At 67.1% G+C, this 26,135-nt stretch carries 18 protein-coding genes and 1 other RNA gene; 13 read left to right on the top strand and 6 right to left on the bottom strand.

Annotation, left to right across the window (positions count from 1 at the left end; genetic code table 11):
• The first annotated feature begins 70 nt into the window (after nt 1-70).
• Nucleotides 71-361, top strand: coding sequence for a DUF2471 family protein (locus MB84_RS27415; protein ID WP_052654261.1), 291 nt, complete (start codon nt 71-73; stop codon nt 359-361).
• Nucleotides 362-1,322: 961 nt separating this feature from the next.
• On the opposite strand, the gene MB84_RS27405 is transcribed toward MB84_RS27415, so the two are convergent.
• Nucleotides 1,323-1,556, bottom strand: a complete 234-nt coding sequence (locus MB84_RS27405) for a hypothetical protein (RefSeq protein ID WP_052654259.1) — start codon at nt 1,554-1,556, stop codon at nt 1,323-1,325.
• A 1,373-nt stretch (nt 1,557-2,929) separates the two neighbouring features.
• Here MB84_RS27405 and ssrA point away from each other — a divergent pair.
• The 6 genes from ssrA to MB84_RS27375 all read left to right on the top strand — a co-directional run bounded on the left by ssrA (nt 2,930) and on the right by MB84_RS27375 (nt 10,218).
• Nucleotides 2,930-3,252, top strand: a transfer-messenger RNA (tmRNA) gene (gene ssrA, locus MB84_RS27400).
• An 807-nt stretch (nt 3,253-4,059) separates the two neighbouring features.
• Nucleotides 4,060-6,189 carry a TonB-dependent copper receptor gene (locus MB84_RS27390; protein WP_052654255.1) on the top strand — a complete coding sequence of 710 codons (2,130 nt, stop codon included), beginning with the start codon at nt 4,060-4,062 and terminating at the stop codon, nt 6,187-6,189.
• A gap of 439 nt (nt 6,190-6,628) precedes the next feature.
• On the top strand, nt 6,629-7,024 hold the full coding sequence (locus MB84_RS27385) for an MBOAT family O-acyltransferase (RefSeq protein WP_052654250.1): 396 nt from the start codon (nt 6,629-6,631) through the stop codon (nt 7,022-7,024).
• 419 nt (nt 7,025-7,443) lie between these two features.
• A complete protein-coding gene (locus MB84_RS30385) occupies nt 7,444-8,238 on the top strand; it encodes a hypothetical protein (RefSeq protein ID WP_211279397.1) in 795 nt (264 codons plus the stop codon).
• A gap of 1,203 nt (nt 8,239-9,441) precedes the next feature.
• The gene (locus MB84_RS30380) at nt 9,442-9,603 is read left to right on the top strand and encodes a hypothetical protein (RefSeq protein WP_157123111.1); all 162 of its coding nucleotides are present in this window, start codon (nt 9,442-9,444) and stop codon (nt 9,601-9,603) included.
• An 84-nt stretch (nt 9,604-9,687) separates the two neighbouring features.
• A complete protein-coding gene (locus tag MB84_RS27375; RefSeq protein WP_157123109.1) occupies nt 9,688-10,218 on the top strand; it encodes a hypothetical protein in 531 nt (176 codons plus the stop codon).
• A 122-nt stretch (nt 10,219-10,340) separates the two neighbouring features.
• Here the strand turns inward: MB84_RS27375 and tnpB are convergent, their stop codons facing one another.
• Both tnpB and MB84_RS27365 read right to left on the bottom strand, forming a co-directional pair.
• Nucleotides 10,341-10,709 (bottom strand): IS66 family insertion sequence element accessory protein TnpB, encoded by a 369-nt coding sequence (tnpB, locus tag MB84_RS27370; RefSeq protein WP_342672670.1) that lies wholly within the window; start codon nt 10,707-10,709, stop codon nt 10,341-10,343.
• Nucleotides 10,709-11,131 (bottom strand): transposase, encoded by a 423-nt coding sequence (locus MB84_RS27365; RefSeq protein ID WP_169835098.1) that lies wholly within the window; start codon nt 11,129-11,131, stop codon nt 10,709-10,711. The genes tnpB and MB84_RS27365 overlap by 1 nt, the downstream gene beginning before the upstream one ends.
• Nucleotides 11,132-12,393: 1,262 nt before the next feature.
• Here MB84_RS27365 and MB84_RS27360 point away from each other — a divergent pair.
• The 3 genes from MB84_RS27360 (at nt 12,394) to MB84_RS27350 (ending at nt 17,323) form a co-directional block, all read left to right on the top strand.
• Nucleotides 12,394-13,803 carry an amino acid permease gene (locus tag MB84_RS27360; RefSeq protein WP_052654234.1) on the top strand — a complete coding sequence of 470 codons (1,410 nt, stop codon included), beginning with the start codon at nt 12,394-12,396 and terminating at the stop codon, nt 13,801-13,803.
• A gap of 588 nt (nt 13,804-14,391) precedes the next feature.
• Nucleotides 14,392-15,849: an autotransporter strand-loop-strand O-heptosyltransferase gene (locus MB84_RS27355; protein WP_065225903.1), complete on the top strand. Its 1,458-nt coding sequence runs from the start codon at nt 14,392-14,394 to the stop codon at nt 15,847-15,849.
• Nucleotides 15,850-16,060: 211 nt separating this feature from the next.
• Nucleotides 16,061-17,323 carry a GGDEF domain-containing phosphodiesterase gene (locus tag MB84_RS27350; protein ID WP_052654231.1) on the top strand — a complete coding sequence of 421 codons (1,263 nt, stop codon included), beginning with the start codon at nt 16,061-16,063 and terminating at the stop codon, nt 17,321-17,323.
• On the opposite strand, the gene MB84_RS27345 is transcribed toward MB84_RS27350, so the two are convergent.
• The 3 genes from MB84_RS27345 to MB84_RS27335 all read right to left on the bottom strand — a co-directional run bounded on the left by MB84_RS27345 (nt 17,263) and on the right by MB84_RS27335 (nt 21,822).
• Nucleotides 17,263-19,776: a hybrid sensor histidine kinase/response regulator gene (locus MB84_RS27345; RefSeq protein WP_052654227.1), complete on the bottom strand. Its 2,514-nt coding sequence runs from the start codon at nt 19,774-19,776 to the stop codon at nt 17,263-17,265. The genes MB84_RS27350 and MB84_RS27345 overlap by 61 nt on opposite strands.
• A 187-nt stretch (nt 19,777-19,963) precedes the next feature.
• On the bottom strand, nt 19,964-20,707 hold the full coding sequence (locus tag MB84_RS27340; protein ID WP_342672665.1) for a response regulator transcription factor: 744 nt from the start codon (nt 20,705-20,707) through the stop codon (nt 19,964-19,966).
• A 683-nt stretch (nt 20,708-21,390) separates the two neighbouring features.
• The gene (locus MB84_RS27335; RefSeq protein WP_052654219.1) at nt 21,391-21,822 is read right to left on the bottom strand and encodes a hypothetical protein; all 432 of its coding nucleotides are present in this window, start codon (nt 21,820-21,822) and stop codon (nt 21,391-21,393) included.
• A 1,219-nt stretch (nt 21,823-23,041) separates the two neighbouring features.
• On the opposite strand from MB84_RS27335, the gene MB84_RS27330 reads away from it, so the two are divergent.
• The 3 genes from MB84_RS27330 to MB84_RS27320 all read left to right on the top strand — a co-directional run bounded on the left by MB84_RS27330 (nt 23,042) and on the right by MB84_RS27320 (nt 26,004).
• Entirely contained in the window at nt 23,042-23,512 is a 471-nt protein-coding gene (locus MB84_RS27330; protein WP_084010149.1) for a winged helix-turn-helix domain-containing protein, read from the top strand.
• Nucleotides 23,513-24,279: 767 nt separating this feature from the next.
• Nucleotides 24,280-24,540: a hypothetical protein gene (locus MB84_RS27325; RefSeq protein WP_157123105.1), complete on the top strand. Its 261-nt coding sequence runs from the start codon at nt 24,280-24,282 to the stop codon at nt 24,538-24,540.
• A 447-nt stretch (nt 24,541-24,987) separates the two neighbouring features.
• The gene (locus MB84_RS27320) at nt 24,988-26,004 is read left to right on the top strand and encodes a hypothetical protein (protein ID WP_052654210.1); all 1,017 of its coding nucleotides are present in this window, start codon (nt 24,988-24,990) and stop codon (nt 26,002-26,004) included.
• Nucleotides 26,005-26,135 lie beyond the last annotated feature (131 nt).

Below are 26,135 nucleotides of genomic sequence, written 5' to 3'. Positions count from 1 at the left end.
GGGACAGGTGTGCCGAGGCGGTGGCCCCATTGCAACGATGGATTATTTACCTACGCCAAGGAGAGATCGAATGGATCCACTATTTGCCGCTGTTGCGGCCGTGAAGGATGCGGTACCGGCCGTTGTGTCGCGTCACCGCGAGGCCGGAGTATTGACCTGGGCGCTGCTCCATCAGATCGAGTCGGAAGTCCTCGCAGAGGTCGCGGCGACCGGCGCGCATAGCGCCAGGATGCTTGGTTTGCTGCGTGGGCAAGCCGCAGTGAATTATCCGAAAGACGATCGGCCCGTGTCGTTTGACGAGCATGAATTCGTGCCGCCGGTGCTCGGCGCCATTGATGAGGCCTGGCGGCGCGTCAAGTGACACCGCGGCGTGCCGCGCCATGCGGGTGGGGGGACGGCCGCCGACTGCCACGTGCAAAACGCGCGCGCAGATCCGAGAGTCGTCGCGATGACGGGTGAGAGCCGGTCGTCGGCCGGCGCCGGGGGTAGCGCCGGCGAGCGCGTCCATTCTATGATAACAACCGGTTCAGGGCGGCGCAGGCTGTGCGCCGTTTTTTCCCCAACATCGGTAAATCGCGGCGTCGTACGAATGGCATCCCTAAGAAGACAGACCGCCGACATGCAGTCCGCGAAATATGACGACGATGGCTTCGGTGCTTACTTTTTCCTACAAGGGCTTTCGGGTGTTGTGCACGGCTACGCCGGCAACGCACGGCGGGTTTCGAGGGTCGGCGAAAATCCTGTGGCCCGCCCCGGGTTTATTTCAAGCGCGGCAGATAGCCCACGCGCGGGACACGTTCCGTCAGAAGGAGCAGCTTGCGCTTGCGTCGGCGGCGTCGCTCGCGCGCGAGTGGATCGACCTTCACCGGAAGGCCCGCTGGTAAATCACGCTCGCACGCGGCCTGTCGCGCGCTCGCGCCGAGCCGCCGACAGGCAAAAGCGGGGTCGGCGTGACGTCGCGTGCGACCGGCATTCGCCTGACGTTCGACTGAAGTTCACCTCAGGCGCGACGGCCGGCCGGAATCTGCCATTTTTCCCATTGCCGGTATGCGGGAGCCCGCGGGACGCCCGGCGGATCGATCACGGAACGCTGGTGTGTGGGCGCACAGGCCCGGGCGAATGCGCTGCGCTGGGCCCCGCGGGCGCCGATCCGCCGCGCCGGCGGCCCGGCGGCACACGGCCGGGTCCCGCGTGCGGGAGGTCGCCCGGCATGAAAAACGACAGCGGCGAGACACCGTCGCGCTCGCGTCGACTCGTGCTGCGCGCTTGCCCGGTGCTGCGCGCCGGATAGGGTAACGCATCAGGTGGCGCATCATCGGCGCTTACTTCGTCGGGTGCGCATCGACCCACATTCGGGCCAGAGAAGCGGCCCCCTCAATCGCCGCCGGGCCCTTGACGTACACGCCCCCATGCACCGTGATTACCCGATCGTCGTGCGAAACGCCGGGGGTAAGAGACGATATCTGCGCCGTGGCGCGAAAACCGCCCCCGGTCTCCGGCAGTGCCGTACAGAGCATCCGGAATCCCTTGTAGGTGAAAGCGAAAACGATAGCCATTTGTAATTGCTCCCCATCACTTGACGAACGCGCGCGGACGTGCGGCCTCACGTCTTCGGGCAGCAATTCACGTGCCAACCCTCCTATGGGGGCGTGTTGCGCGTCGCGCGGCAGCGGGTGACATCGCGGAATCGAAGTTTTTCGGTGGCTCGTCCAAAGGGCTACGCACGCCGCATGGGGTGCCGCGGGGGGACGGTGCGGGCGAACCGCGATCCACCCGAGCGCTCCTTCATGACGCGCAACGAGACGCGCGACAACGTTCCGGACGCCTCGCCAAGGCGTCACCGTGAAAGCTCAAGCTACCAAGGCGCGCCGAGCGCGGCGCGGTTTTGTCAGACGGCCTCCCATGGGGAAGTCGTCCGGTGTGCGCGCGGTGAGCGGCAAGTGAGCGGCGCAAGGCGCCGGTTCGGCGCCGATGACACCGATCGCGCCTGAATGGGCGACTCTCATCGAAACCCAAGCGGCGGGCCTCAACGACCCGCCATTTGGCGCGGGGCGGCCGAACATGCCCGTGCGGCTCAAACGTCCCCCGTGCCATCGGTATCGGCATCGGCATCGGCATCGGTGGTGCGGCGACCCGAGCCCATCACGGCATCTCGAGCCGGGGCACGCCTCCATCATCGCTCACGCCGTTCGGTTGACATTACGCCTACGGCGCTGACACGTCGATGCGTGCGCGCGCTTGCCAGCCGGGCGCGGCCATTTCCGGTCAAGCCGTCGTCCTCGCCTTCCTCCGCCTGTGCGCGACGGTGGCGCGCGGCCAATGCGATCACGGCGCGCAGGGCGGCGTCCTCGGCTGCGCCTGCGGGCCGCACCCCCCCTGTGCGGGTTGGCGGGGCGGCACCGCGCCGCGCGCCCTTGGCCGTCGCGGGCGATGCACTCAGGAATGACGGCGGCTGCAGGTCACAACAGACCATCAGCAGACCGTCAGCAGACCATCAACGCTGCTCGGGCCGAGCGCACCGAAACCCCGGCAAGCGGGCGCCAAATCGTGCAATCCGGTGGCGATGCCTCCCCTGCCTTTTGGTGGCGCACGACAGGCCATCGCGCTCACTGCATCACTGGATTGTGGTCATGAGTGGCGCGTACAGGGAATACGTGTTTACGCCTTGGGAGGATCGCAGCCCCGACTGCTGCACCGGCGGCGAGGGACACGGCGTAGGGTGCTGACTGGCCGCGTTGGGTCCCTGATGCGGGTTGCGCTGTCACGGCTGCTGACGCGCCGGTCCAAGCGCACCGAACGCACGACGCCGCGACCGTCTATGGGCGGTCGCTCCTCTGGCGCGGCGACTGCCCTTTTCGCGCGGGGCACGTGGCACGCGCTGATGTGCAAAGCCGCAAGTTTTTGCGCATTCTCGAAAGCACGAGCGCAACCTGATAAGCAGAATCGGTGCTGCCATCAAGCGATGGTGATTGCTGTAATTCCTTCAACGTGAAGGCGTTCTGGACGCGGGTTCGACTCCCGCCACCTCCACCCGAGGGCGTTTGTCGGTGAAGCGTTCTGGGGTGGGGGTGCCTTGGGTTCGACAGGGCGAGCTAGCGAAGACGGCAGCAGGAGAGGTGCCCGACCTAATCGGCACAACACCGTAACTGGCAAAAACGACGCCTTTTACTACGAAGCGGCCTAAATCCCCGCGTCCGAGTTGCCGCCCCGCCACGCGAGTGGTGCTTGGGAACAGAAAGGGCGGCCGATTGATCGTGGCAGTGAAAACCGGACGCTTTAAGCGGCAGCGTCGCCGGCCCGCGCCCCCTTTCGGATCACTGCCGTGACCCGATCCGGTTCTGAGAGGTCGCTCCGAGCCAAGCCTTCGTTGCTCGACGGCCCTGACGCCTCGAAACACCGGGCTGCATGTCACCCTTTGAAGCCCGTCGGGCCTGCCTAAGGAAGCTCGTCAAAAGCTCTTCGGAAGCGCGTCGGAAGCGCGTCGGAAGCTCGTCGGAAGCTCGTCGGACGCTTCTCGGAAGCGCGCCGCCTCGGAGGCCCCCGCGTGTCCAACGTTATCGGTGCCAAGACAGGGGGCCGCAGCGCGGCGGCGATTCCCGAACGTGCCGGACAACCGTATTGCAAGAGGCGCGAGCGGGTCGCGGTGCAGCATGCGCCGCGCCATCGCAGTCTTGTCACCACCAGGAGGCCGGCCGATTTCCCGCGACACTCACCGCCCCGCGCGCCGCCGCCCCCCAAAGTGCGCAACGCCGCCCCGGCTCGCGTGTTGAATCGACGTCGTCACCGGCGGGCCTGGCCGGGCGTGTTCGCGACGGGGTTCGTGATCACGGCGCCACGGATGTCGCAGTGGTGCCGTGCGCACGCCGTGACGCCCCTCGGGTTCGCGCGCGCAACGATGCCTGCGCCGGGGCAGGCGCGAGGCGAGCGCTGTGCCTGTGCGTGTCGTTCCCGCGCGCCACCCGAGCGCGGCTGCGACGCCCACTTTCTTTTTTTCTGACTGCCGGGGTACGTGCGGTGCGGCGAGGCCGTGCGACCACGGCGCCACTCGGACTCTCCAACATGACCGTATTCTCCCCGCGCGCGCCGCAGGCGCGCCGCCGTGCCGATTCGCGGCATCTGTCGCAACGATTGGGAAGCAACGTTTCGGCGCTGGCCATCAGCGTGCTGAGCCCCACGCTTGCCGTGGCTCAAACCGCCCCCCCGACGCCGCTTCCGGCGCAGGAGGCGGCAGTGCAGTTGGCGCCGGTCGAGGTCGTCGCGTCGCCGTTGACGACACCGCTGATCGTTCTCACCGATCCGAAGGCGGCGCGCCAGCCGCTGCCCGCAAGTGACGGGGCGGACTATCTGAAGACGATCCCGGGGTTCACGTCGATTCGCAGCGGCGGGACGAATGGCGACCCCGTGCTGCGCGGGATGTTCGGCTCGCGACTGAACCTCGTGGCGAACGGGCTGCCGACCCTCGGGGCGTGCCCGGCCAGGATGGATGCGCCGAGCTCATACATCGCGCCGGAGAGCTACGACAAGGTGACGGTGATCAAGGGACCGCAGAGCGTCGTGTACGGCCCTGGCGCGTCGGCCGGCACCGTGCTCTTTGAGCGGGTGACGCCGCGTTTTGAGCGCCCCGGCATGCGCTTTGACGGCAGCGTGGTGGGCGGCTCGTTCGGGCGCAACGATCAGAACGTCGACATGACGGTGGGCACGCCCACCGGGTATGGCCGTGTGAGTGCGAATCACGCGCATTCGCAGGATTACCGGGACGGCAATGGCAATACGGTGCCGTCGCAATGGGACAAGTGGAGCACTGACGCGGCGCTCGGCTGGACCCCCGATGAGCATACGCGCGTCGAGCTGAGCGCGGGCGGTGGCGACGGCTATGCGCGCTACGCGGGGCGCAGCATGGACGGGGTGCGTTTTCGTCGCGAGACCTTTGGCCTGTCGCTTGACAAGCGGCATCTGGGCGAGGTGCTCGAGCGTATCGAGGCGCGCGTGTATTACAACCAGGTCGAGCATGTTATGGACAACTATACGTTGCGCGCGCCCGACCCGACGAGCGGCATGCCCATGCCGATGGCTGCCGACGTACGACGGCGCACGTTCGGCGCACGGACCGCGGCGACGTTGCGCTTGGCCGGCGATCTCAAGCTCGTGACGGGCGTCGACGCGCAAGCGAATTGGCTCGATTCGCGCTCGGCGATGGGGCGGCAGAACTACGGCGACCAGCCGTGGGATGCGCAGGCCATGATGTGGAACGCGGGGACGTTCGGCGAGCTGACGTGGTACGCGAGCGACGTCTCGCGCGTGATCGGGGGCGCGCGCCTTGACTACGCCGGCGCGCGCGACAAGCGTGCGATGGCCGGCGACATGGCGGAGCTGCCGAATCCGACCTTCGACGACCGACGGGCGCGCGTATTGCCGAGCGGTTTCATGCGCTACGAGCGTGATCTCGCGTCACTGCCCGTCACATGGTATGCGGGCATCGGTCATGCGCAGCGCTATCCCGACTATTGGGAGCTGTTCTCCGCGGACGCGGGGCCGGCGGGGTCGGTCAACGCTTTCACCGCCGTACAGCCGGAGAAGACCACGCAGCTCGACGTTGGCGCGCGCTACAAAAGCGCTCGGTTCGATGCCTGGCTCTCGGCGTATGCGGGATACGTGCAGAACTTCATTTTGTTCAACTACGCGCCCGGCATGATGGGACCGACCTCGCAGGTGAGCAACGTCAATGCGCAGATCATGGGGGGGGAAGCCGGTGTGTCTTGGCGCCCGGTGGCACCTTTGCGCGTCGCGACGTCGCTCGCGTACGCTTGGGGGCGCAACGCCTCGAGCGGGGCGCCCCTACCGCAGATGCCGCCACTCGAGGCGCGCCTCGGGCTCGAATACACGCGTGGGGCCTGGTCGGTCGGTGGGCTGTGGCGGGTCGTTGCGCCGCAGCATCGCTACACGCTGGGCGAGGGCAATGTGGTGGGCCAGGACTTCGGTCCGAGCGCCGGATTCGGCGTGCTGTCGCTGCATACGCAATACAAGGTCAGTAAGGCCGTGCAGATCTCGGTCGGCGTCGACAATGTGTTGAACAAGGCCTATGCCGAGCATCTGAATCTTGCGGGTAACGCCGGCTTTGGCTACCCGGCCAATGTCCCGGTGATGGAACCCGGGCGTACGGTTTGGCTACGCGCCGGGGTGAAATTGTAGCGTGATCGCATGCGCGCGAGGGCGGTGCCACGCCGGCCCGCGGCGCCGCCAAGCGGCGGCGGCCATCGGCGTGACGGTCATCTTCCTCGGGATCTCGTCACAGGCACACGCCGGCGCCGCGCGAGCGCCGGTTTCGGTGCCAACGCTTGGACGGGGCAGCGTTTCGTAGACCTCGTCGAGCCATTTTTTTTCGCATCCGAGGCGCTCGGTAGGAGTCCTACGTGCTATCCGGATGAGTTCAGGACCGAAGCGCTCAAGCCGGTCGCGGAGGGTGCTCACTCGGAGGCGGATGTGGCGCAGCGGTGGGGCATTGCGACGCACGGCCGCTGTGACCGGCGGGCGACATCGGGTAGGCCGAATGGCGTGCGGCGGGCGCAACCGGACCGGAACCCCGAAAGTGGGGGGCGAGAGTTCGGCATGCGCCTCAAGGGGCCCGTCAGTGACAAGCGCGCCAAGCCCCAATGCCGTGACGCTCAAGCTGTGCGCGCCGGGCGTTTTCAAGTCGGGCAACTTTGCCGTCGAGACGTGGGGCCGGACCGCCGCGCCGCCGGGGCACGCGCCCGCCATCGTCGAGAATCTCGCGCAGGCGCCGGGCATCTCGTTTGACACGTTGCACGCGATTTCGTACCTGATCGAGCTCTACCGCTGCAATGCGAAGCCGATCCGCAATCTGATCGAGGGCGGGCTTTACATCCTGTTCTTCTCGCAACCGATCGCCGGGCCGATCGTCCGATGCAAGGACATCCACGATCCGTTGCGCAACCGCTCGCTGACGCTCGAGAACCTCGGCGCAGAGAACTTCCGCTTCACGACGGGCCTCGCGAAAACGTGTTAAACGCCCACCCGCCGGGCGTCATTGCCGACACCGGCTTTTTTCTGCCGCGCCGGGTGACATCGGTACGGCGTTACCCTCCGCGTTAGAAGCGGGGGTGACCCTTATCGCGGCAGGCCCCTTTTAGTGGCCAACACTTCAGGTGTTTACTCGATATGGGCGTGGACCGCCATGCCGAGAATGGAGGTGAGCACCCCCGGCGCGGCGGGCGCATGAAAAGCCGAAAGCCAACGCATTTTCTCGACAGTCCCGGGGTTCCGCTTACCCCGACCCGGGAGGCTATTGGGAGGGCTCGGGCACTTGCACCTGCACGGTCGGAGGTGTAGCACCGGCGTCAAGCCGCACTGAGCGGCACGGCTGATAAGTGGCTGTCCTTCGCTGACCGAGGTCAGTGACATTCGCGAACGGCAGTACGACGCGTCGTGTTCGACACCGAAAACCCCGTCATATCATTAAAGGAAACCGTTATGAAAATTCTTCGATCTTCTCACCTGTTGGATCTTGGCGCTCCATGGCGGCCCACAACGCACACCCAAAGCGCCACGCAGGGGGGGGATGGCCTGCCAACGAACTCCCAGGGGGAAACTTCCCCGCTCCACGCGGCCCATAGGACAAATGGTGGCGAGCGCGAAACGTCGGCGACCGAGCCACACCCGACTGCAGGCGAACGCGACGAGGCGCGCGTGGGCGACAGCCCGATGACAGCTTCCGTCTCCGAGACGACAACTTCGTTTCATCGCCCGCCGTCACTTGTGCAAAGCGCTTTCCGACATTACGGTGGCGCCGAGAAAATCGATGCTGCTCAGGGGGAAAAACCGATGCGCGACATACCGGAGGAACTCAAGAAAGAGCGCGGTAACGCACTCGACGGGGACGGAACCTATTTCGATCCGAAACTAAAGGTTTTGTTGACGGGTACATTCAAGGAGGGGGCATTGGAAAGCGGGCGGATCCTTAGCAAACATCATCATAAAAACGCAGTATTGTGGGACTTTAAGGTCGTGAATAAGAAAATTGTGCCGACACCGGAGCAAATGCTAATGGGCACCTGCATTCTGCCTGAATACTATGCCACGAGGCCACGGTTCGATGGCGAGGCCAAAGAGATAAAGGGGGACATCAAACCTGCCACCAACGAGTTCTGGCAAGCGCTTTACGATGCGCCCGGCGCCTCAGGCGAGGTGAACGAGGGCGTGGATAAGTCGGAGTCGCGATAGGGACTTCGTCGCCTTCGGGCGCCTCGAAAAGCCACCGTTTGGCAGGCATGATGTTGGCGTCGACGCGCAGCTCACAAGGGTTGGGGGGATGTGAGCGTGCCGCGTTAGCGCGTGCAGCCGCTCACGTCGCTTGTCATATTGCTGCGTCATCGCACGGCGGCAATACCGATCGACGCATGGATGCGTGGGCGCTGGTAACAGCCTTCGATTCCGTCCGTCACCGCCGGTCTCGCCCGAGCTCGTGTTTCGTATCGGTGCCGCGAGGTTTGTTCGACGTTCAAGGTTTTGCAGACGTGTGTTCAGCGATCAGACAGCGAGGTCCTAACGTCGTCGCTATTGGATTGGCACGCTTGCGTGCGCAAACGCACGTTGCGGACGCAACGTTCAATGAAGTCGTCAAGGCACCCGCATGCTCAGTGCTGGGAATCCCAGGGGCGGCTTGCCGAGCGCGACGCGTTGTGAGGCGAGCGTCGAGTCGTGACGACCCGGCGTGATCGGGCAGAAGCGACACAGCGCGCCGATAAGCGCGAACTGTTCGGCGCATCACGTGAAGCCGTCATGCCGACCCACTCGGCCGGTTCAAGAAGCCGAGTGGCCGGCCGCTGTCCTTAGCCCCGAGCCCCTTAACCTCTTAGCCTCTTAACCTCTTAGCCTCTTACCCCCGGAGCCCGTGCGCGGCGACGTGCCGGGCACCACCCTCACCGCCCGCAAGCGCGGGCGCCCGCCGCTTGATCCGAACCGACTGCGCGAAGTCGTTCGACACGCACTTGCGGCGACGGAGTGCGCGCCGCCGCCGCAGGGCTGCACGACTTCGTCCCGCGCTGCGGCCAGCGCGTCAAGCCGTCGTACGATGGCCCGGGGGCGCCGGGCGCACCGATTGCCCGAATCAGGTGATCACCTGAAGTCGGGCGGCCCGTTTCCGTCGACAATCAACGGGCACCCCCTGAACGCCATCGGGCACTTCACGCCGAAGGCCGCGGGTTTTTCTCGACAGGGCGGTGCCGCGCGCGCAGCTGGCGATGGTCGCCATTGGCTCGGCCACACGAGGCGTGCCCTTCCATTCTTAGACAACGCATTTCTTATGGAGGATTTCCTATGCCCGTACACGGCACCTCTTCGCGAGCCGCGCCGTAGTTCGCGCTGAACGTCAAGCAGACCAAGCTCCTTGAGGACTTTCAAAAACAGGCCGCCCAAACGCAAGACGTGAAGCAGTTTATCAAGGACTTCACCCACATGACGCTAGGCGCCTGGCTCAGGCACATGCTCTCTCACATCTTTCGCTTGAGTGAGGGCGGCAGCCAGAAAAAACTTCTGAACGCCGTCGCGTATCAAGTCGCCGCCGGCACGCCGGAAGGCTATGAGTAGCTCGTCAAGGCGGGCAAGCTGTATGACCTCCGGATAAGCACCGAGTATCTCCTGGAGCACATGGTGGCGGAGGCGCATGTCAGCATGCTGAACACGCCGCTGGAACTGCGCAAAGACGGGCAGTTCATGGCGAAAGTGACGGTCGCGGGCCCGCACGGCGAGATCAGCATTGGACTGGCCCTGGTCCCGGAATGCTTTCACGAGTACGCGTACGGCCGAGACGACAAGGGCCGGCTGACGGCGGACGACTTCGCCCGCTCCCGCTGGATGGACACCAACGCCGACAACGAAAACGTCCTGCTTCGTCAGCTGGCCGACTTCGCCCAGACTGCGCCCCAACTCCTACGTGACAATCGAGATACCGTTGAGCTCATCATGACCGGGATCATGCGCGCAGCCCCCACCCCGGAGAATGAGTGTCTCTGTCAGGCGCTCGCGAAGGCGAAGATTTACGTCCGGCCCTTTGTCGCGGGCCAAAGCTATTACGAAATGCAGGCGCATTACCTGAATATGGGCCTGCCCGATGACGATGCGTCCCAGCGGGCGTTACAGCAAGCAGCCGCGGAGGCAGGATTTATGGGGAACGCGCATTTTCATCGTTTGGACAGGCTTTAATTTACTGGCGCGGGATCCACCCACCACGGCCTCGCGCCGTGGCCCCCGATCCGGTAGGGGCGGCGGGCCTGCCGATCACGGCCCGAGCGCTCCCGCCTGTCCCACGTGCCCGATCAGCCTTCTCAACATGACGCCGAGGTGCCCGCCCCGCGGGGCGGGCGGCGGGCGGGCTGCAGACGCCGGCGTGGCGTCGAGACCCGCCAGGGTGGCACGAGCCGATCGGCCGGGGGGCCCGGTGTATCGGCGCTGCGCCGAGGACGGCGCCACTCCATGCCTTCGAGCGGCATCGAAAGTTGTGCGGCGCTCAGATACACGCTGCCGTCTGAGGCTTGGGGCCAGACGAAATGGCCACGCTCAAGGCGCTTGCACAGCAGACACAATCCGTCCCGGTCCCACCACAGCAGTTTGATGCTGTCGCCACGGCGCCTCCGTAAAACGAACACATGGCCGCCGTAAGGATTGCTCGCGAGCTTGGACTGCACAATGGCCATCAGGCCGTCGACGCCGCGACGCATATCAGCCACGCCGGCGACACGCCGGATCTATGTTCCTGCGGGCATGCCGATGCTGTGCCGCCGCGCGCCAGAGCCTGCGAGGTGATCGTGCGAAGTATCGCCGCATCGACGTGAGCGCGTGTTGTCAGGCACGTCGCGCCGTGCCGCGACGCGATCTCGCCGCTCGGCGCGCGGACCGGCGTTGCATGTGCAGAGCGCGCCGCTTCAACGACCTCGACCGGCACGAACGTCGCGGCCGTTGTTTGCTGAAGATGCAGCCGGCGCCACCGCGACAATGGGTTTGCACTTACGCCGTTGGCGAGCGCTACGGCCGCCGGCGAGACATCCCGGCGCAATGTTTGCTCGACCGGATCCCGTTTGAACTGCGCACGGAAACGACGACGCGCCGTGCGCGGCATCACTGTCACCCCATCGTTGCTTTGCATTTTCATGTCTTATTGAAATTCAATAAGCTGAAATCCAATAAGCATGACAAGGGTTGCAAAACCTCGGTAGATGCCTTGGCTTGACGCTTGCGGTGTGGCGTCGGGCGCTGCCCTGAGGATCGACGCCTACGAGCCCCACAACGGCATGGCCCGAAAGCGTTAGCTCGTGCCTCTCGGATGCGGGGTGCCTGCGCGTCGCGCAGTTATCAAGGCAGAGGCGTCGGTGCCGACAGCCGGTGCCGAAAGCCGGAGCCGAAAGCCGGAGCCGAAAGCCGGAGCCGAAAGCCGCTCGCCCACCGGCTCTGCCGGTCACGCGCCGCGCCACCCTGATCGGCAAGCGATTCGCTGTCGCGGCTCACAGCGCCACCGGGGAGCCTTGGCAGCGTCGACGCTTGCGCATGCGCAACCGCGCTCGCGTCCTCGCCGAACACCTGGGCGGCGTCGGGCTGTCGAGCCCGCTTGGCCGGGCCTGGCAGTCCCTGCAGGGACAGTGGCCCAAGCGGGGGCGCGACGTCGAGAGCGGTACCTGCCCGATCGCGCGTTCTCTCTGTGTGAGAACGCGATTCGCCCGTGCGTCATCGGGCGCACGAGCGGGTGGTTTTCCGGCACCGTCGCCGGCACCCGGGCCAGTGCGAATCTGCACTGGCTCGTTAAGACGTGCACGGCCAATGGCATCGCGCCGTATCGTTAGCTGCGCCGGCCATTTGGAAAACCGCCCTTGGCCACCGCGGCCGACGACGTCGCCGCATTCACACCACGCGGTATGCCCCTTGCGGCAACGACGTGAGCGGCGTCGTCATTGGGTCGCTTGCCGCGCGTGTCTGCGCAACACCGGCGCGTCCCTGTATTCATAAATCGGGCATCGCGACACGATTTCGAAAGCAATGCGACGGGTCATGCTTTAAAAAGTGGCCTCGCCGCCCATGGTTTGAGCCAGTCGGATGCCGGTCGGCCGGGGTCGGCGGGCCGGGCGCTCGTCGCCTCATGTCGCCCATGTCGCCCATGTCACCAAATGCGCGCGTGTGGCACGGCCCGGCATCCGCCACTACGCCACTACGCCACTACGCCGGGGCGGCGAGGTCGACGCGAATATCGACGATATCGACGTGGATTGACGGTGTCGGGCGCAAGCGGGCTGTCCGTGAGGCGGCGCTGCGCATGCACCGATATGGCTCAAGTGCTCCCCCGACATGCGTTTGGGGGGCAGTGGCCTAAAAAAGTTACTCGGAGACGAAATGCAACACATACCGAATGCACGCTTAAGCTCGGGGCTCAAGCAGCGACATGTCACGATGATGTCCATCGGGGGGGTCATCGGCGCGGGCCTTTTTCTAGGGGCCGGCATCGCGATCTCGAACGCCGGGCCGGCGGCCATCATCGCTTACGCGCTGACGGGCGCTTTGGTGGGGCTGGTGATGCGAATGCTGGGCGAGATGGCCGTGGCGATGCCGGACAGCGGCTCGTTCTCGACCTATGCGGACAAAGCGATCGGGCGTTGGGCGGGCTTCTCGATTGGTTGGCTTTACTGGTGGTTTTGGGTCTTGGTGATTCCGATCGAAGCGACTGCGGCGGCCTCCATCCTCAACGCATGGATGCAAGCGGTTCCCACCTGGGTTTTTGCGCTGGGGATCACGTCGCTGTTGACCTTGAGCAATCTGTTATCGGTGAAGAACTACGGCGAGTTCGAGTTCTGGCTGTGCATGGTCAAGGTCGCCGCCATTGTGGCGTTTTTGTGTCTGGGCGCGGCGGCAATCATGGGGTGGCTGCCGTTCTCGTCGGTGTCCGGCGTGTCCAAACTGGTAGCGAATGGCGGGTTCATGCCGCACGGGGTGGGCGCGATCTTCTCGGCCATGTTGGCGACGATGTTCTGCTTCGTCGGCACTGAAATCATCACCATTGCGGCGGCCGAGTCCGACAACCCCAAGTCGCAAATCGTGAAGGCCACGAATTCCGTGATCTGGCGAATTCTGCTGTTTTACCTGGGCTCCGTGTTTATCATCTCGTCGCTGGTGGCCTGGGATGACCCGTTGCTTCGCTCGCACGGTGCGTACCACCGCACGCTCGAGTTGATCGGGATTCCGAGCGCGCGCCTCATGATCGATTTGTTGATTCTGGTCGCCGTGGCCAGTGCGCTCAATTCCGCGCTCTACACGGCGTCGCGCATGGTATTTTCGCTCGCCTCACGCGGCGACGCGCCGCGACTGCTGACGCGCACCGATGCAAGGGGCACGCCACGGCCGGCGGTGCTTGCCTCGACGGCCGTCGGCTTCCTGATGGTGTTTGCCAACTACTTTCTCCCGGAGTACGTCTTTGGCTTTTTGTTGTCGACGACGGGGGGAATCGGTTTGTTTGTGTATTTGGTGATTGCGGTGTCGCAGTTGCGCATGCGCGCCAAGTTCCGGGCCGAGGGCGTGGAGCTGCCGATTCGGATGTGGCTCTACCCGTGGCTCACGTGGGCCGTGATCGTCTTCATTTGCGCGATTCTGCTGACGATGGTGTGGCGCGAGGAACAGCGCTGCGAGATGCTCACCACCGGCGCGTTGGCCGGATGCGTGGTCGCCGCGGCGCTGATTCTCCAGTGGCGGCGTGGGCGTCGAGGCGCAGACGTGACATGCGCGGCCGCCGGCGCCGCGCGTGGCGCGTAAGGTCCCCTGCGGGCGGCGCCGCGCCCAAGGGGGCGGCGCTCACCGAGGCCGGCCCGGCGATGCGCATGCCGCCCCTCGCCGCGAGGGGCACGCGTGCGGGCGTGTCATGTCCGCGGCCAAGTCCCCTGCTGAATCAAGGTCCGGATAAGGACGCCGCGGTTATGCCCTTGCGCGACCGAAACCGGTGATCTGCGACGCCCAATGTGTATCGGACGCGTCAAACAGGTGGACGGGCACGCCGCCCTGACCGTGTGCCTTTTTCGCCCACAGGGGCCGTCGTTCACCGGACGCTTCGACGTCCGGGCGGGGCGTCGGGACGAGGCACGGGGGCCGGCGAGGTCTTTCGCTCGGCAGGGGCGGCCCCGGCGCCGTGCCGCTCGCGAGCCGCGGCAATGATGAGAAGTCCTGATAAATCGTGATGGTTGCAGACTTGTCCGGGGGCCTGGCCAAACGAGACCATGCAATCTCTCTGAACCCGTCAAACCCCCGTCCCCAGCGCGCCCTTGGTTTGGCCACGGTGGCCAACTCCCGAGTGGCGGGGTGTCCCGAGGACGAGCGCAGTCCCGCTTCAAGAACCAGGAGCCCTTGATGTCGAGCGTCGATTCTGCTTTCCGCCTGTGCGCCGCATCGGTGAGTCCCGGTGCCGAGGCCGGGGCGCCCACCCCGGCGCCCACCTCGGCGCCCGTGGCCGCCTCCGCCCCGGTCGACGCGTCGTCGTCGGCGCCCGCCAGCCCCGCGGCGGCACCGGTGCTCACCTCCGCCGGGGCGCCCGGCCAGCCGCCGTATCCGACGGCCCCCACGCTGCCCACCCTGGCGGGTCCGAAAGGCACGGGGATTCGGTTTGATTTCAACGACGGCTGCCGCATTCTGGTGCCCAAGGGGGACTGGAAAGTGACCTTGAGCGACAGTCATACCGGCAACACGCTGTTCCAGACGAGCATGACCGAAGGCTGTGTGATGAGCGCGAAGAAGTATTTCGTGCCGTTCGAGATCGACGTGAGCCGCCAAGGCAAGTCGGTCATGCACCATCGGTTTGATGCGCGCGACAAGGCGGTGCTGATCCTGTTCCCGGTGGGCACGCTGGGCGACTTGGTCGGCTGGTTTCCCTACGCCGTGAAGTTTCAGGAAAAGCACCAATGCCGCCTCACGGTGTCGATGTCCGCGCTGCTGATCCCGCTGTTCCAAGGCGCTTACCCGCACATCGAGTTCGTCACGCCCGAGCAGGTCAAGGTGGATCAGTATTACGCGACCTACCGCATCGGCCTGTTCTTCGACGATCACGAGTACGCGTTCCAGCCCAGTGACTTCCGGCAGGTCGGCTTGCACCGCACGGCCGGACACATCTTGGGCGTGGATCCGACCGAAATGCCGCCGCTGCTGTCGCTGCCCGATGAGACACGCCCCATCCCGGAGCGCTATGTGTGCATCGCCGTGCAAGCGTCAACGCAATGCAAGTACTGGAATTTTCCCGGGGGCTGGAAGGAGATCGTGCAGTTCCTCAAGGACGCGGGGTACCGGGTGATCTGCATCGACCAGAAGTCCACCCATGGCGTGGGCACCACCTGGAATCACATCCCGTGGGGCTGCGAGGACCAGACCGGTGACCGGCCGCTGGCCGAGCGTGCGCGCTGGCTGCGCCACGCGGATTTTTTTGTGGGCTTGTCGAGCGGCCTGGCCTGGCTCGCCTGGGCAACGAATACGCCGGTGGTGATGATCAGTGGCTTCACGCATGAGACGAACGAGTTTGAGACGCCGTATCGCATCGTCAATCACCACACGTGCAACAGCTGCTGGAATGACGTGCGCCATCGCTTCGACCATTTCGATTTCATGTGGTGCCCGCGCCACAAGGGCACCGCGCGCCAGTTCGAGTGCACCGGCCTGATTACCCCGACCTACGTGAAAAACGTGATCCGCACCATCCCCGGCTTCCGCGAGGCGCCGCTGACGCCGCCCGCCGGTGCGGGCGGCGCCGACACGGCGCCGCACCGCGCGCGCGCCGCGGCGCATGCCCCGGGCGAGCGCGCGGTCACCCCGGCCGGTTAGGGCGCCCTCCACCGCGTCAACGGACGACCTTCGGCCCGGGACCCTCGCCCCGCGCGGGCGGAGGTCATCGCGCGCGCCCCCGCCCCCGCCATCCCGGCGGCGGCATCCGTCACAGCGTCGCTGTCGCCCCGCAGCGGCGGCCGCGCCCGTGCTTCGGGCGGCTGCCGCGCCGTGGGGCGCGCCCCTCATTACCCTACGTGGAGAAGGCTTCATGGGATTGCTCGATCGCTCCGGCTTTCGGTTGGAACTCGCGGCGGTGCTGGCCCGGCCGCGGCGCGCCGGCACGCAGATCGCGGTCTTTACGCTGCGCTTGCGCCGCGTGCGTCGCATTCGTGCCGCGCTCGGCGACGCCGCCGCCGACGCCCTGCTCACGGAGGCGGCCCACCGACTCGCTGCGTTCATCGGCGGCGCCTCGCTCGCGCGCCTTGACGGCACCCGTTTCTGCTTTTACCGGCAGGTCAGCGGCGAGGACGAAGCCTGCGAATTCGCGCGCGGCGTGTTTGCCGCGTTCCAACGGCCCCTCGACGCGCATGGCGTGGATGTGGTCATCGGCGTCAATGTGGGCATCGGCCTGGCGCCGCTCGGCATGGACGGGGCCGAGGAAGTGATGTCGCAAAGCGGTTGCGCGCTCGATCGTGCCGCCGCCCTCAGCGAGTATTCGGTGAATCTCTATACCCCCAGTTTGCGCGAATCCGCGGCGCGGCGGCTGGCGCTCGAGGCCGCTTTGCGGCGCGCCCTTGAGCACGATCTCAGCCTGCACCTTCAATATCAGCCGAAGGTCGGTTTGACCGCCTGGAACCTGTACGGGGTCGAAGCCCTGTGCCGCTGGACCTGTCCGAATTTCGGCGTCGTGCCGGCGAGCGAATTCATCTCGATCGCGGAAGAGTCGGAACTCATTGAACTGCTCGGCTGGTGGGTGCTCGAGCAGGTGTGTCAGCAGCTGCTGCGCTGGCGTGCCGAGGGTTTCGTGCTGCCCTGCGTGGCGATCAACCTGTCGGGGCGACAACTGAGCGACGCCGAGCTGCCCCGGAAAATTTTGCAATGCACCTCTCGCCATGGCCTCGCGCCCGCCCTGTTCGAGTTCGAGATCACCGAGTCGACCATCGTGGCGGATGTCTCGGTGGCGGCCGCCACGCTTGCCCGCATTCGCGCCCTGGGGTTTCGCGTCACGCTCGATGATTTCGGGGCGGAGCACTCCAATCTGCATTATCTGCGCAAACTGCCGATCGACAGCCTCAAGATCGACAAGCAGTTCGTCGAGGATTTGGCCGACGGCGGCGCCGACGAAGCCTTGTGCCGCGCGATGCTGCTGCTGGGCGATATGCTCGAACTGCCGCTGATCGTCGAAGGCGTGGAGACCGAATGGCAGTGTGCCACGCTCATCCGGCTAGGCTTCCAATGGGGACAGGGCTTTCACTTCTCCGCCGCGCTGCCCGCGGCGGAGCTCGCCGACCGGTGGCTGGCGCGGCATTGACCCACCGGCGCGCGCTCGTCGCCCGCGCCGGGCGCGGCGGGAGGGACCGGGGCCGGGGCCGCGGTGGCCCCCAGCCCAAGCAGGTGCGCGAGCGTGCGCTGCAGCTCGGAAAAGTCGATGGGCTTACGTAACACCGCGTCGAACGAGGGACGCGCCGGCGCGCCGTCGGCGGTGTCGGGCAGGGGCCACGCACTGAGCAACACCACCGGCACTTCGGCGCGCCAGGCGCGCGCCGCGCGCAGCACCGCCATGCCGTCGGCGTGTGGCATCGCGCCATCCGTGAGCACCGCGTCGGGCCGCGCGGTGTGCGGGGCGTGCAGGCGCGCGATGAGCGCGCGACCGTCGGCAAACGCCTCGACCGCGAAGCCCAGAGCGCTTAAGCGGTCCTCCAAGAGGTGCCGAATCTCCGCCGTGTCCTCGGCCAGCCAGAGCCGTCGTCCCGTCCCGTCGATGTCAGGCCCGGGGCATGCCACGGCGGTGAGCGCGGGGTGCGCCACGTCCACCTCGGACGCCACACGCGCCGGCACCGTCACGCGCACGGTGGTGCCGGCCCCGCGCGCGCTCTCAATGACCAAGGTGCCGCCCTGGCGCGTCACCCACCGATGGGCGATGGCCAAGCCCATGCCAATGCCGGGCAGGCCCTGTGCATTCGCCAGGCGCGTGAAGGGCTCCAAAATGCGTTGATGGTCGGCGGGGTCAATGCCCGGTCCCGTGTCCGACACTTGGTAGCGCAGGGTGGCGGCACGGCACGGCACCGCGTCACCCGCGCGCGCCTCGGCGCTCGCGCCCGCGTCGACCGCTTCGCCCCCCTCGCCCCCGTCGCGCGCATCGCCGCCCTCGAACGCCACATGCAGGCGGATCGTGCCGTGCCGGGTGTATTTGCTCGCGTTATCCAACAAATTGCCGAGGACGCGATACAGCCCGTCCGCGTCCAGGGCCACCACCGGCGGCGGCGTCCCTTCCACGGAAAAGGTGAACTGATTGTCGTGGCGCCGCGCCAGCTCGGCGCCGGTGTGGGCGATGGTCTCGAGCATCGCGTGCAAATAGACGGCGGTGGGCTCCGCCGCCTCCAGCGCGTCGTCGCGGGCGTAGTCGATCAAATTGCTGACCATGGTGAGCATGTGTTGACCGCTGCTGCGAATGAGCCGCGCGCGCTCGGCGGGCGCACCGCCGCCGGACTGCAGCAGCTCGGCTTGCCCGAGGATCGTGGTGAGCGGTGTGCGCAGATCGTGGCTGATGCTGGCGAGGAAATCCGCCTTCGCGCGCCGGGCCTGCTCGGCGCCCGCCAGCGCCGCGCGCAAGGCCGTGGTGCGCTCACTGACCGCCTGTTCCAGGCGTGCCTGTGCCGCGTCCTGAGCCCTCAGATAGGTGTTCAGCGCCACCGCATGCGCGGTGTGAAGCTGCTGTGCGCGGCGCGTGGCCAACAGGCCCACCATGCCCATCACGCAGAGCCCCGGCAGCCACGACGTGTGCAGGTGCCTCAACGGCGCCCAATCGAGCACGCCTTGCACCTGCAACATGCCCAGGGCCACCGAGACCCACACCGGGGTGTAGCACAGCAGGAACACGCGCGCGTGCGGCAAGCCCCGCCGCCACGCATCGAGCAGCGAGACGAACCACACCGCGTAGAACGCCATCCCCACGCCGTTGGCGTACAGCGCGCCGGCGCGGTAATCGCCCCACGCGGTCCAGCCCACGGCAAGCAGCAGCAAGCCGACAAAGCCCCGATAGACCCATCGCCACAGCGGCACCCGAGCCAGGCCGGTAAAGGCCAGTGTGACCGCGACGTAACACAGGCTGGCCAGGCTGCCCAGGGTACCGGGCGCGCGCACGGCCCACGCCCCCCCTTGCACGAACACGTACCGATACAGGTAGCCGTCGAACGCCAGCGCGTAGAGCAGCGCCAGCGTCATCCACGTCGCCAGCAGCAGGAAACCGCGATCGCGCCAACTCCATGCCTGCGCCAGCGAGAAGAGCGCGACCAGCAGCGCGATGGCCGCCAGCAACGCGGTGCCGACCAGCGCCAGGCCCTCGTGCTGGCGATACGCCGTCGGCTCCCACAGCGTCGGCACGATCGCCACCGCCGAGCGGCTTTGCACCCGCAAGGCCCACCGGATGCGCTCGCCGGGCGCGAGCGTGATCGGGAACACCGGCAGCAACGCCGCGACGGCGCGTGCGGCCAGCGGCGTGTGGTTGCCCGCCACCAGGGGCGGCGCCCCGCCGCGCGTCGCATCGCCCTCACGGAAGAACGTCACCGACTCCAGTCGTGGCGTGCCGACCGCGAGCCACCGCGTCACCGGCGTGCGGCCGGGGTTGCACAGCGCGCCCGTGAGCCAGACCGTCGCGGCGGTGAAGCCCACATTCACATTCGCACCGTGCACCGGGCGCCAGTCGTCGCGCGCGAGCACCTCGCGCAGGGTCAGGTCGCGCTGCGCCACCGTGAGCATCGCCATCGGCGTGAGCGCGAGCGAGGGCGCGGCCGATACCGGCGTGCACGCGGCCGACGCAGGCGAGGGCGGCGCTGCGCGCAGCGCGGGCGAGAGGAGGCAGCACAGCAGCCAAAGGATGCCCCACCGGCCCGCGCGCGTGCGCCGCGGGCGATGCCTCCGCCCGCACGACGCGCGCGGCGCGGCCGCGAGATCAATCCACGCCGCTGTGGCGCGCTTTGCGGAACTGACGGGGCGCGACGCCGAAGCGCTCGCGAAAGGCGGTGGAGAAATTGGCGGTGCTGCCATAGCCGAGGGCATGGGAAATTTGTTGGACTTCCAATGAGGTCTCCGAGAGCAGGCGCAACGCGGTTTTCATGCGGACTTCGCGCAAGTAGTCGAAGACCGTTACGCCGACACATTGTTTGAAGGCGGCATTGAGCCGCTTCGCGTTGGTGCCAATCGACGCGGCGAGCGCTTGCAATTGCGGCGGATGGGCCAGATCGTCGAGCAAGCGCGCCCGCGCGGCCTCGAAGAGCGCCACGTCCAGGCGCGCGGTGCACGACGGCAGGGGCGCCGCCGGGTCGCCCTGTTCGCGCGCTTCGTCCGGCGGCGGCTTCAGATGAATCGCCAAGCGCAGCCGGATTTCTTCCAAGTCAAAGGGGTGCGTGATGTAATCCACGGCGCCGACCATCAGCCCTGCGACGCGCTCCTGTGGCAAGCTCGCCGCGGTGATAAAGATCACCGGGATGTCCCGCGTGGCGGGCGTGGCTTTGAGCAAACGACAGGCGGCCACGCCGTCACACACGGGCATGCGCACGTCCATGAGGATGGCATCGGGGCGCAACACCTGCGCTTTGTGGACCCCCTCCTGCCCGTCGTTGGCCAGCCGCACGCGGTAGCCGAGCGTTTGCAGGAACTCCGCGAGCAGTGTTCGGACGCTTTCCTCGTCGTCCACGACGAGAATCGATTGCCCTGGCAAGGCGTCACAACCTGAGGGTAAAGAAAATTCGGCCATGGAGAAATTAAACCACATTAGAGGGCGGCGGGTGCCGGGCAATCGAGTGCGGCGCGGGTGCGGGCCCCGACCGGCGTGGCCCTGCCCAGGCGCACCCGCGCGGTCCAATAACGCCGTGACCCGCCCAACCGATGCATGACGGCAACGTCGGGGGCGGGCCTGGTACGCCAACCCGATGCGCCGCGAACCGCGCGGAGTTCGCTCACTCGCTCACTCGCTCACTCGCTCACTCGCTTAGTCGCTTAGTCGCTTAGTCGCGAAAACATCGAGGCCGACCACGGGCCTCGGGGCGTCGACGCCGCCTGACATCCGCGCGGACCGGGTGCGGGGGCGACGGCCTTCGGCATCGCGCCAACGAGGGTGGCCCGGGCGTGGCTCGATGCGTCCGAGTCACGCCACGCGGCGCGTCAGGCGCTCGCGCCGGCGGCTCGGCGTTGGCGCACATGATTGACGCACGTGCATGGCGGGTCGCGGCGCGCATCGGCGTTTTTCCGCGGCCGGGCATACCCGCGGGGGTCATTTTGGCGTGACGGCAGGCGTGAGGCGTGGGCCGCGCAGGGAGGCGGACGACGCGCACCTCGCGAGCCCGGCGCAAACGTCCGCCAGCGCGGCGGACCTGCCGCTCAACGACCGGGCAAGCAAATCGTGGCGGCCCACTCCAGTTCCACCGTGAGCGGGCTGTCCACGATGGCGAGCCTGACCTGGGTGCCGCGAAACTCGCACGTGAAGCGCGCCCGGTCCGCCGGCACCACCAGGTCGCGCAGGTCCATGAATTTCGCCAGCTTTTCCCGGTCGCTCTCGGCTTGGTAGATATCGCGACAGGCGAGTTTGGCGCTGCGCCGATCGGACCAGTTCAGCCATTGCAACAGGCGCTCCCAGACCCGCGTGGGCCACGCGCCGAGCGCGGCGTCGCCGCCACGCGTGCGGGCCGCGATCCACTCTTGGTCGCCGATCGTGCCCGCGTGGCGATCTTTGAGGGTCAAGGGGAGGTGGCGCTGCGTCGGCGAGTGCGGGCGCGACGGTTGGCCGGCCAGGTAGACGGAAAGGTTGTCCATAGTGTGATCTCTGTGCGATCCATGGTCCGCACGCGCTGGGCGCTGCGGGGTGAGACGCCGTCGGCGCCATTCGCCTCGGCGTGCCGAGCGCCGGCGGCGCGGCTCAATCAAAGGAGTGGTCGCTGCTCGGGCTCGGGAGGGCCAAAAAAGCGCGGCGTCCGCTTGACGGCTCGACGGCTCACACGCGTTCCATGGCACGAGTCCATTGTCAGTGCCCCGTGTCGGGACCAACCTCAGGTGCATACCTGAAGATGCATGCCTCGCGCGCGGCGCTTGGCGTCGATGAGCGTGGCCCGGTTGGATGGACCGTGCGCCCGGCCGCGCACACCGGGAGCCGGGGTAGGACGTCGCGTCGCGGGAGCGTGCGTCGGGCGGGACGGGTAGGCGTGCCGTGCGGTCCGCCGGTCCCGGCGCAGCGGCGGTGCGCGCGCCCCGCGTGACAAACGCGTCGACGGGGACGGGCCCGCCGGTGGCGGGGGGCGGCCATCCGTCCCCTTATGGATCCACTTGGAACCACATTGGAGCCACATGGAACCATAGGGACCGGTCGTCGGCGCCCGGCCGACACGGTGGCACGCCACTGAGGCGGGCGGCGGATCGCGGGGAAGTCTCGACGCGACGCCGGGCGCGCCGCCGCCGGGGGAACCGGCAACCCGCGCGCTCGCCGGTCCTGCGGGCGTGAGGGGCACGCGCGAGGTCGCCACCCCGGCCTGTAGCGCATCGGCGCCGCCCGATCCCTTGCGTGGCACCCGCTGCCCGCCGCCCACTGCGGGCACTTCAGGTGTTCGCCGGATAGTGGTCCCCGCTGCGCGGTGGAAAATGTCGATCCGACAGGCCGCCGCGATCGGGGCGAGCGTCCCGCACTTCGGGTCGCCCGGCCACGGTCCGCGGGCCGTCCTGTCGGGGCCGCAGGATCCCGCTACCCGCAAGCCGTACACGACGATTCGGCGGGGCGGCGGCCCTTCCCGGCACCCGCCGCGGCGTGCCCGGCGCCCCGGCGGGGCCGAGGGTCATGCGGGGCGTCCTGCGTCGTCATCACGGAAATTTTTCCCGCCAGCAAAACTATACGACGTGCGGCAAAAGTCCGAGGTGTACTCATGCCGGGCCGCTCTCTAGGCTTAGGGACGAGGAAAAAAAGAGGGTCACAGGGACGTCACCTGGTGAGATCGACTAGCCAATCGCGCCTGCAGTTCAGGGCACGACGGAGGAGAAAGACAAGATGCATCGCATTTTTATGTACGAGTTTCGCGTCAATGGCAGCGCCGTTTTTTCGCCGAAGGACAACCTGCTCGTCAATAAGCGGTTGGGCCGGACCTTCCCCCTCGCGCCGGTCGCATCGAGGTTGCTGCTCTTTCTTTGCTGCCACCCGAATGTGATCGTCAAGCGCCGCGAAATTTTTCGCGCGGTGTGGGAAGACTTTGGCTTTGAGGTGTCGCAAGGCAGCATTAATCAGACCATTTTTGTGCTGCGCGGCGCCTTGGACGACGCGGGGGTCGGCGCGGACTGCATCCGAACGATTCCTCGTATTGGCTACTGTCTGCTGGCCGGGGTTGAGCGAATCACGCATGAGACCTGCGGGTCGGTCCAAGGCACGGAATTTATGCCCGCGCAAGCGCCGGGACGTGAGACGGCCGGCGAGGCAGAGGTGGCTCACGACCCGATCACGTCGTTCGTTTTCCCCGGCGTTTGAGCGGCATGCCGCGGCGTGGGCGCTGCACGAGGACTGTCGCGACCGGCAGGCCTGCCGGTCGGTCGGTGGTCGAGGTTGAGTGCGCGGTACGTCGGCGGGGGCTGACGCGGCCGCGGCGTGGCGTACCGGGCCGCGCCAAGCGCTCATGGTGGCGCCGCTCCGGGCGCCGCTGTATGGTCGGGCGCACGCGTGGGACCGGGGGAAGGCACCCGCATCGACCGACAATCGCTCGACAGACGGGCGGCGCCGCACCGCCGTTCCTCTCCTGCTCCTCCTGCGCGCGGCCGCGCGTCAATAGGGGGCCGCGCCCCGCCCGTGACGCTCGACGCGCGGCAGGCTGCCCATTTTCTCGAACCCCACTGCTCGCACCACACCGGCCGCCTGGGTGAACCGCGCAGGGGCAACGGCGCCTTGGCGGAGCCGCCGCGGGTGCCGCCTGGCCCGCAAGGTCGGGTGGCCGTCGAAGTCGATCGCCGCAGGGGGCTCGCTGCCCGGTGTTGCCGGCGGGCGGCGCCTGACGGGCCGGGTGAGCCGGGTGCGCCGGTGAGGGGGGCCGCGGCGAACGGCGTCATGAGGGTTCTCGAGGGGAAGTTAGGCACCCTTCCCGGCGGCGCGCTCTTGGCGGCCTATTCCTGCGTCGTGACCGCCGGCAACGCGCTGATCGACGCGGTGGGCGTATCACCGTCAACCTTCGGCATGACGACCGTGCACGCGAGCCTGCAACAGAACGGCGTGGCGCACCTCTGCAGCCCGTCGCCAAGGTGCCGGTGCCCGCGCAGGGGACCGGCAGCGTCGCCCCGCGCAGCGACCGCGCGGTGTCGGCGCAGCCGCATCGCGCATTCGGCGCCGGCGACGCGGTGGCGCTAATGGTTGCGCTGATAGTCACGCCGACAATCATCCCGACAGTCACGCCGACCGTCACGCCGACCGTCGCGTTCGCCGATGGCGAGACCATGACGACGCCATGCGCGGTGCGCTCCATCGCCACTCCGCCAACCCGCCCAGGGCTGTTGTTCGTCGCGCCGTGACGCTCGCCCGCTCGCCGGTGCTCGCGAATCAACGCCTGCGCCGTGTGCCGTTCACGCTGCGCGCACGGGCACCGTCATAGTCCCCGTCGCTATCTGCGCCATAACTCGGCGATCGCCGCTCAATTCCGAAAGAAATGGCCGGCGCCATGATCTACAAATGAACCCACGACGCGGCCGGCGTTGCATAAGCCGGTGCGTCATGGGCGAGGCGGCGAGACGCGCCGCGTGACCCGCCCGGCCGCCCCTAAGACACCGCGGACACCGCGGACACCGCGGAGAGGGCCGAGAGCGCGCAGACCGCACCGCTGCCTCGCGTGGGGGCGGAGGGACCGCCGAGCGTCGCCAGGGTCATCGTCCATCGTCCCAATGCCTTCACGGGCGGACCGGGCGGAGGTTTGGCTTTCGCCCGTTGCCTGGGCCCCCCTCTTACGATCAGGAGAACAGATCATGCATATGCTACCCGTCTCGAGCATCACGGCACAGCCGAGCACCGTCACCCCGGTCGGGTCGGACACGCCGCGCACCAAGGTCTTGTTCACCCTCACCGGTGACCCGCCTGTCCCGATCACGTTCGGGGACCTGAGGGACGCGAAGGAGGCGAAGTGCTACCACGACGTCAACCCCGAGCCCTGCGTTTGGGATATTTTCCGCCCTGAACCCAGTGAGGACAGGGAGCTCGCCCGCGCGGTGTTTTTCGGCTTAGTGCATCCGGATGCGCCCATCGACCAGTCCAAACTCGTTGCCTGCTGTGCCAAACTGGCGGACAAGCTCCCGCCTGAGCACCGGGATAAGCTTGTCTTCCTGGCGATGAATCATGACACCGTGACGGTATCGCTCACGGGGGTCGACGCCGCCCCGCTCACCCAACAGTTGACCACAAGCGGCGAGCTCAAGCGCACCACGGACACCTTCCGGCAACTGGCTAACCCCGAGTACGTCAACATGGAGGCGCTGTGGGAGGCCGTCAACATTCGGGCGTTTGACCCCGTTTTCGAGCGCGCCAACAGTTGGCAAAAGACGATGCTGGCCAAGCTCGCCGCCCCGTCGACGTTTGAGGCACTTGCCGAAGCGTTGCGGCCGCCCCGGCCCGAGAAAACCCCGACGCAGCAAGCCCGGATGCACAAGCCTCAGCCGGAGAAGTCTCGGCCGGAGAAGTCGTTGCCGGAGAAGCCTCAGCCGAGCAAGCCCGTCACCATTGAGCTCTTCGGGGTGCCTGACAAGCTCGAAGAATGCAAGGAGTCCGATCAAATCAGCCTGAGTAAAGCGGGAATCGACGGTGCCGAATTGGCGAACGAGCTCGCGTCGTTCACGCGGAACTTAGTGCTTGTCTGGCAAGACAACGGCTACCTCATCGCGCGCATAAAGTACTTGGGGCCAACCGATTTTATCGACGTGTCGTTCTTCATCTCACGCGATGACATCCACTGTGTGCGCGTCGTCCATACGCACCGGACGCTACCCTGAGACGCGTATTTGAGGTGAGTTCGGCGGGGGCGTTCGCGTGGCGTCGGTTTCACGGGGGGCACCCGGTTGGCGCCGCTTCGCGCAACGCGCACCCGGCCGCAGGCGTCGCGCGCGAAGCGTTCACCGGCCGG

The sequence above is a fragment of the Pandoraea oxalativorans genome (genome assembly GCF_000972785.3).
Lineage (GTDB): Bacteria > Pseudomonadota > Gammaproteobacteria > Burkholderiales > Burkholderiaceae > Pandoraea > Pandoraea oxalativorans.
The sequence above is the reverse complement of the archived record's forward strand: the minus strand, read 5'-3'. Positions and strand labels throughout refer to the sequence as shown.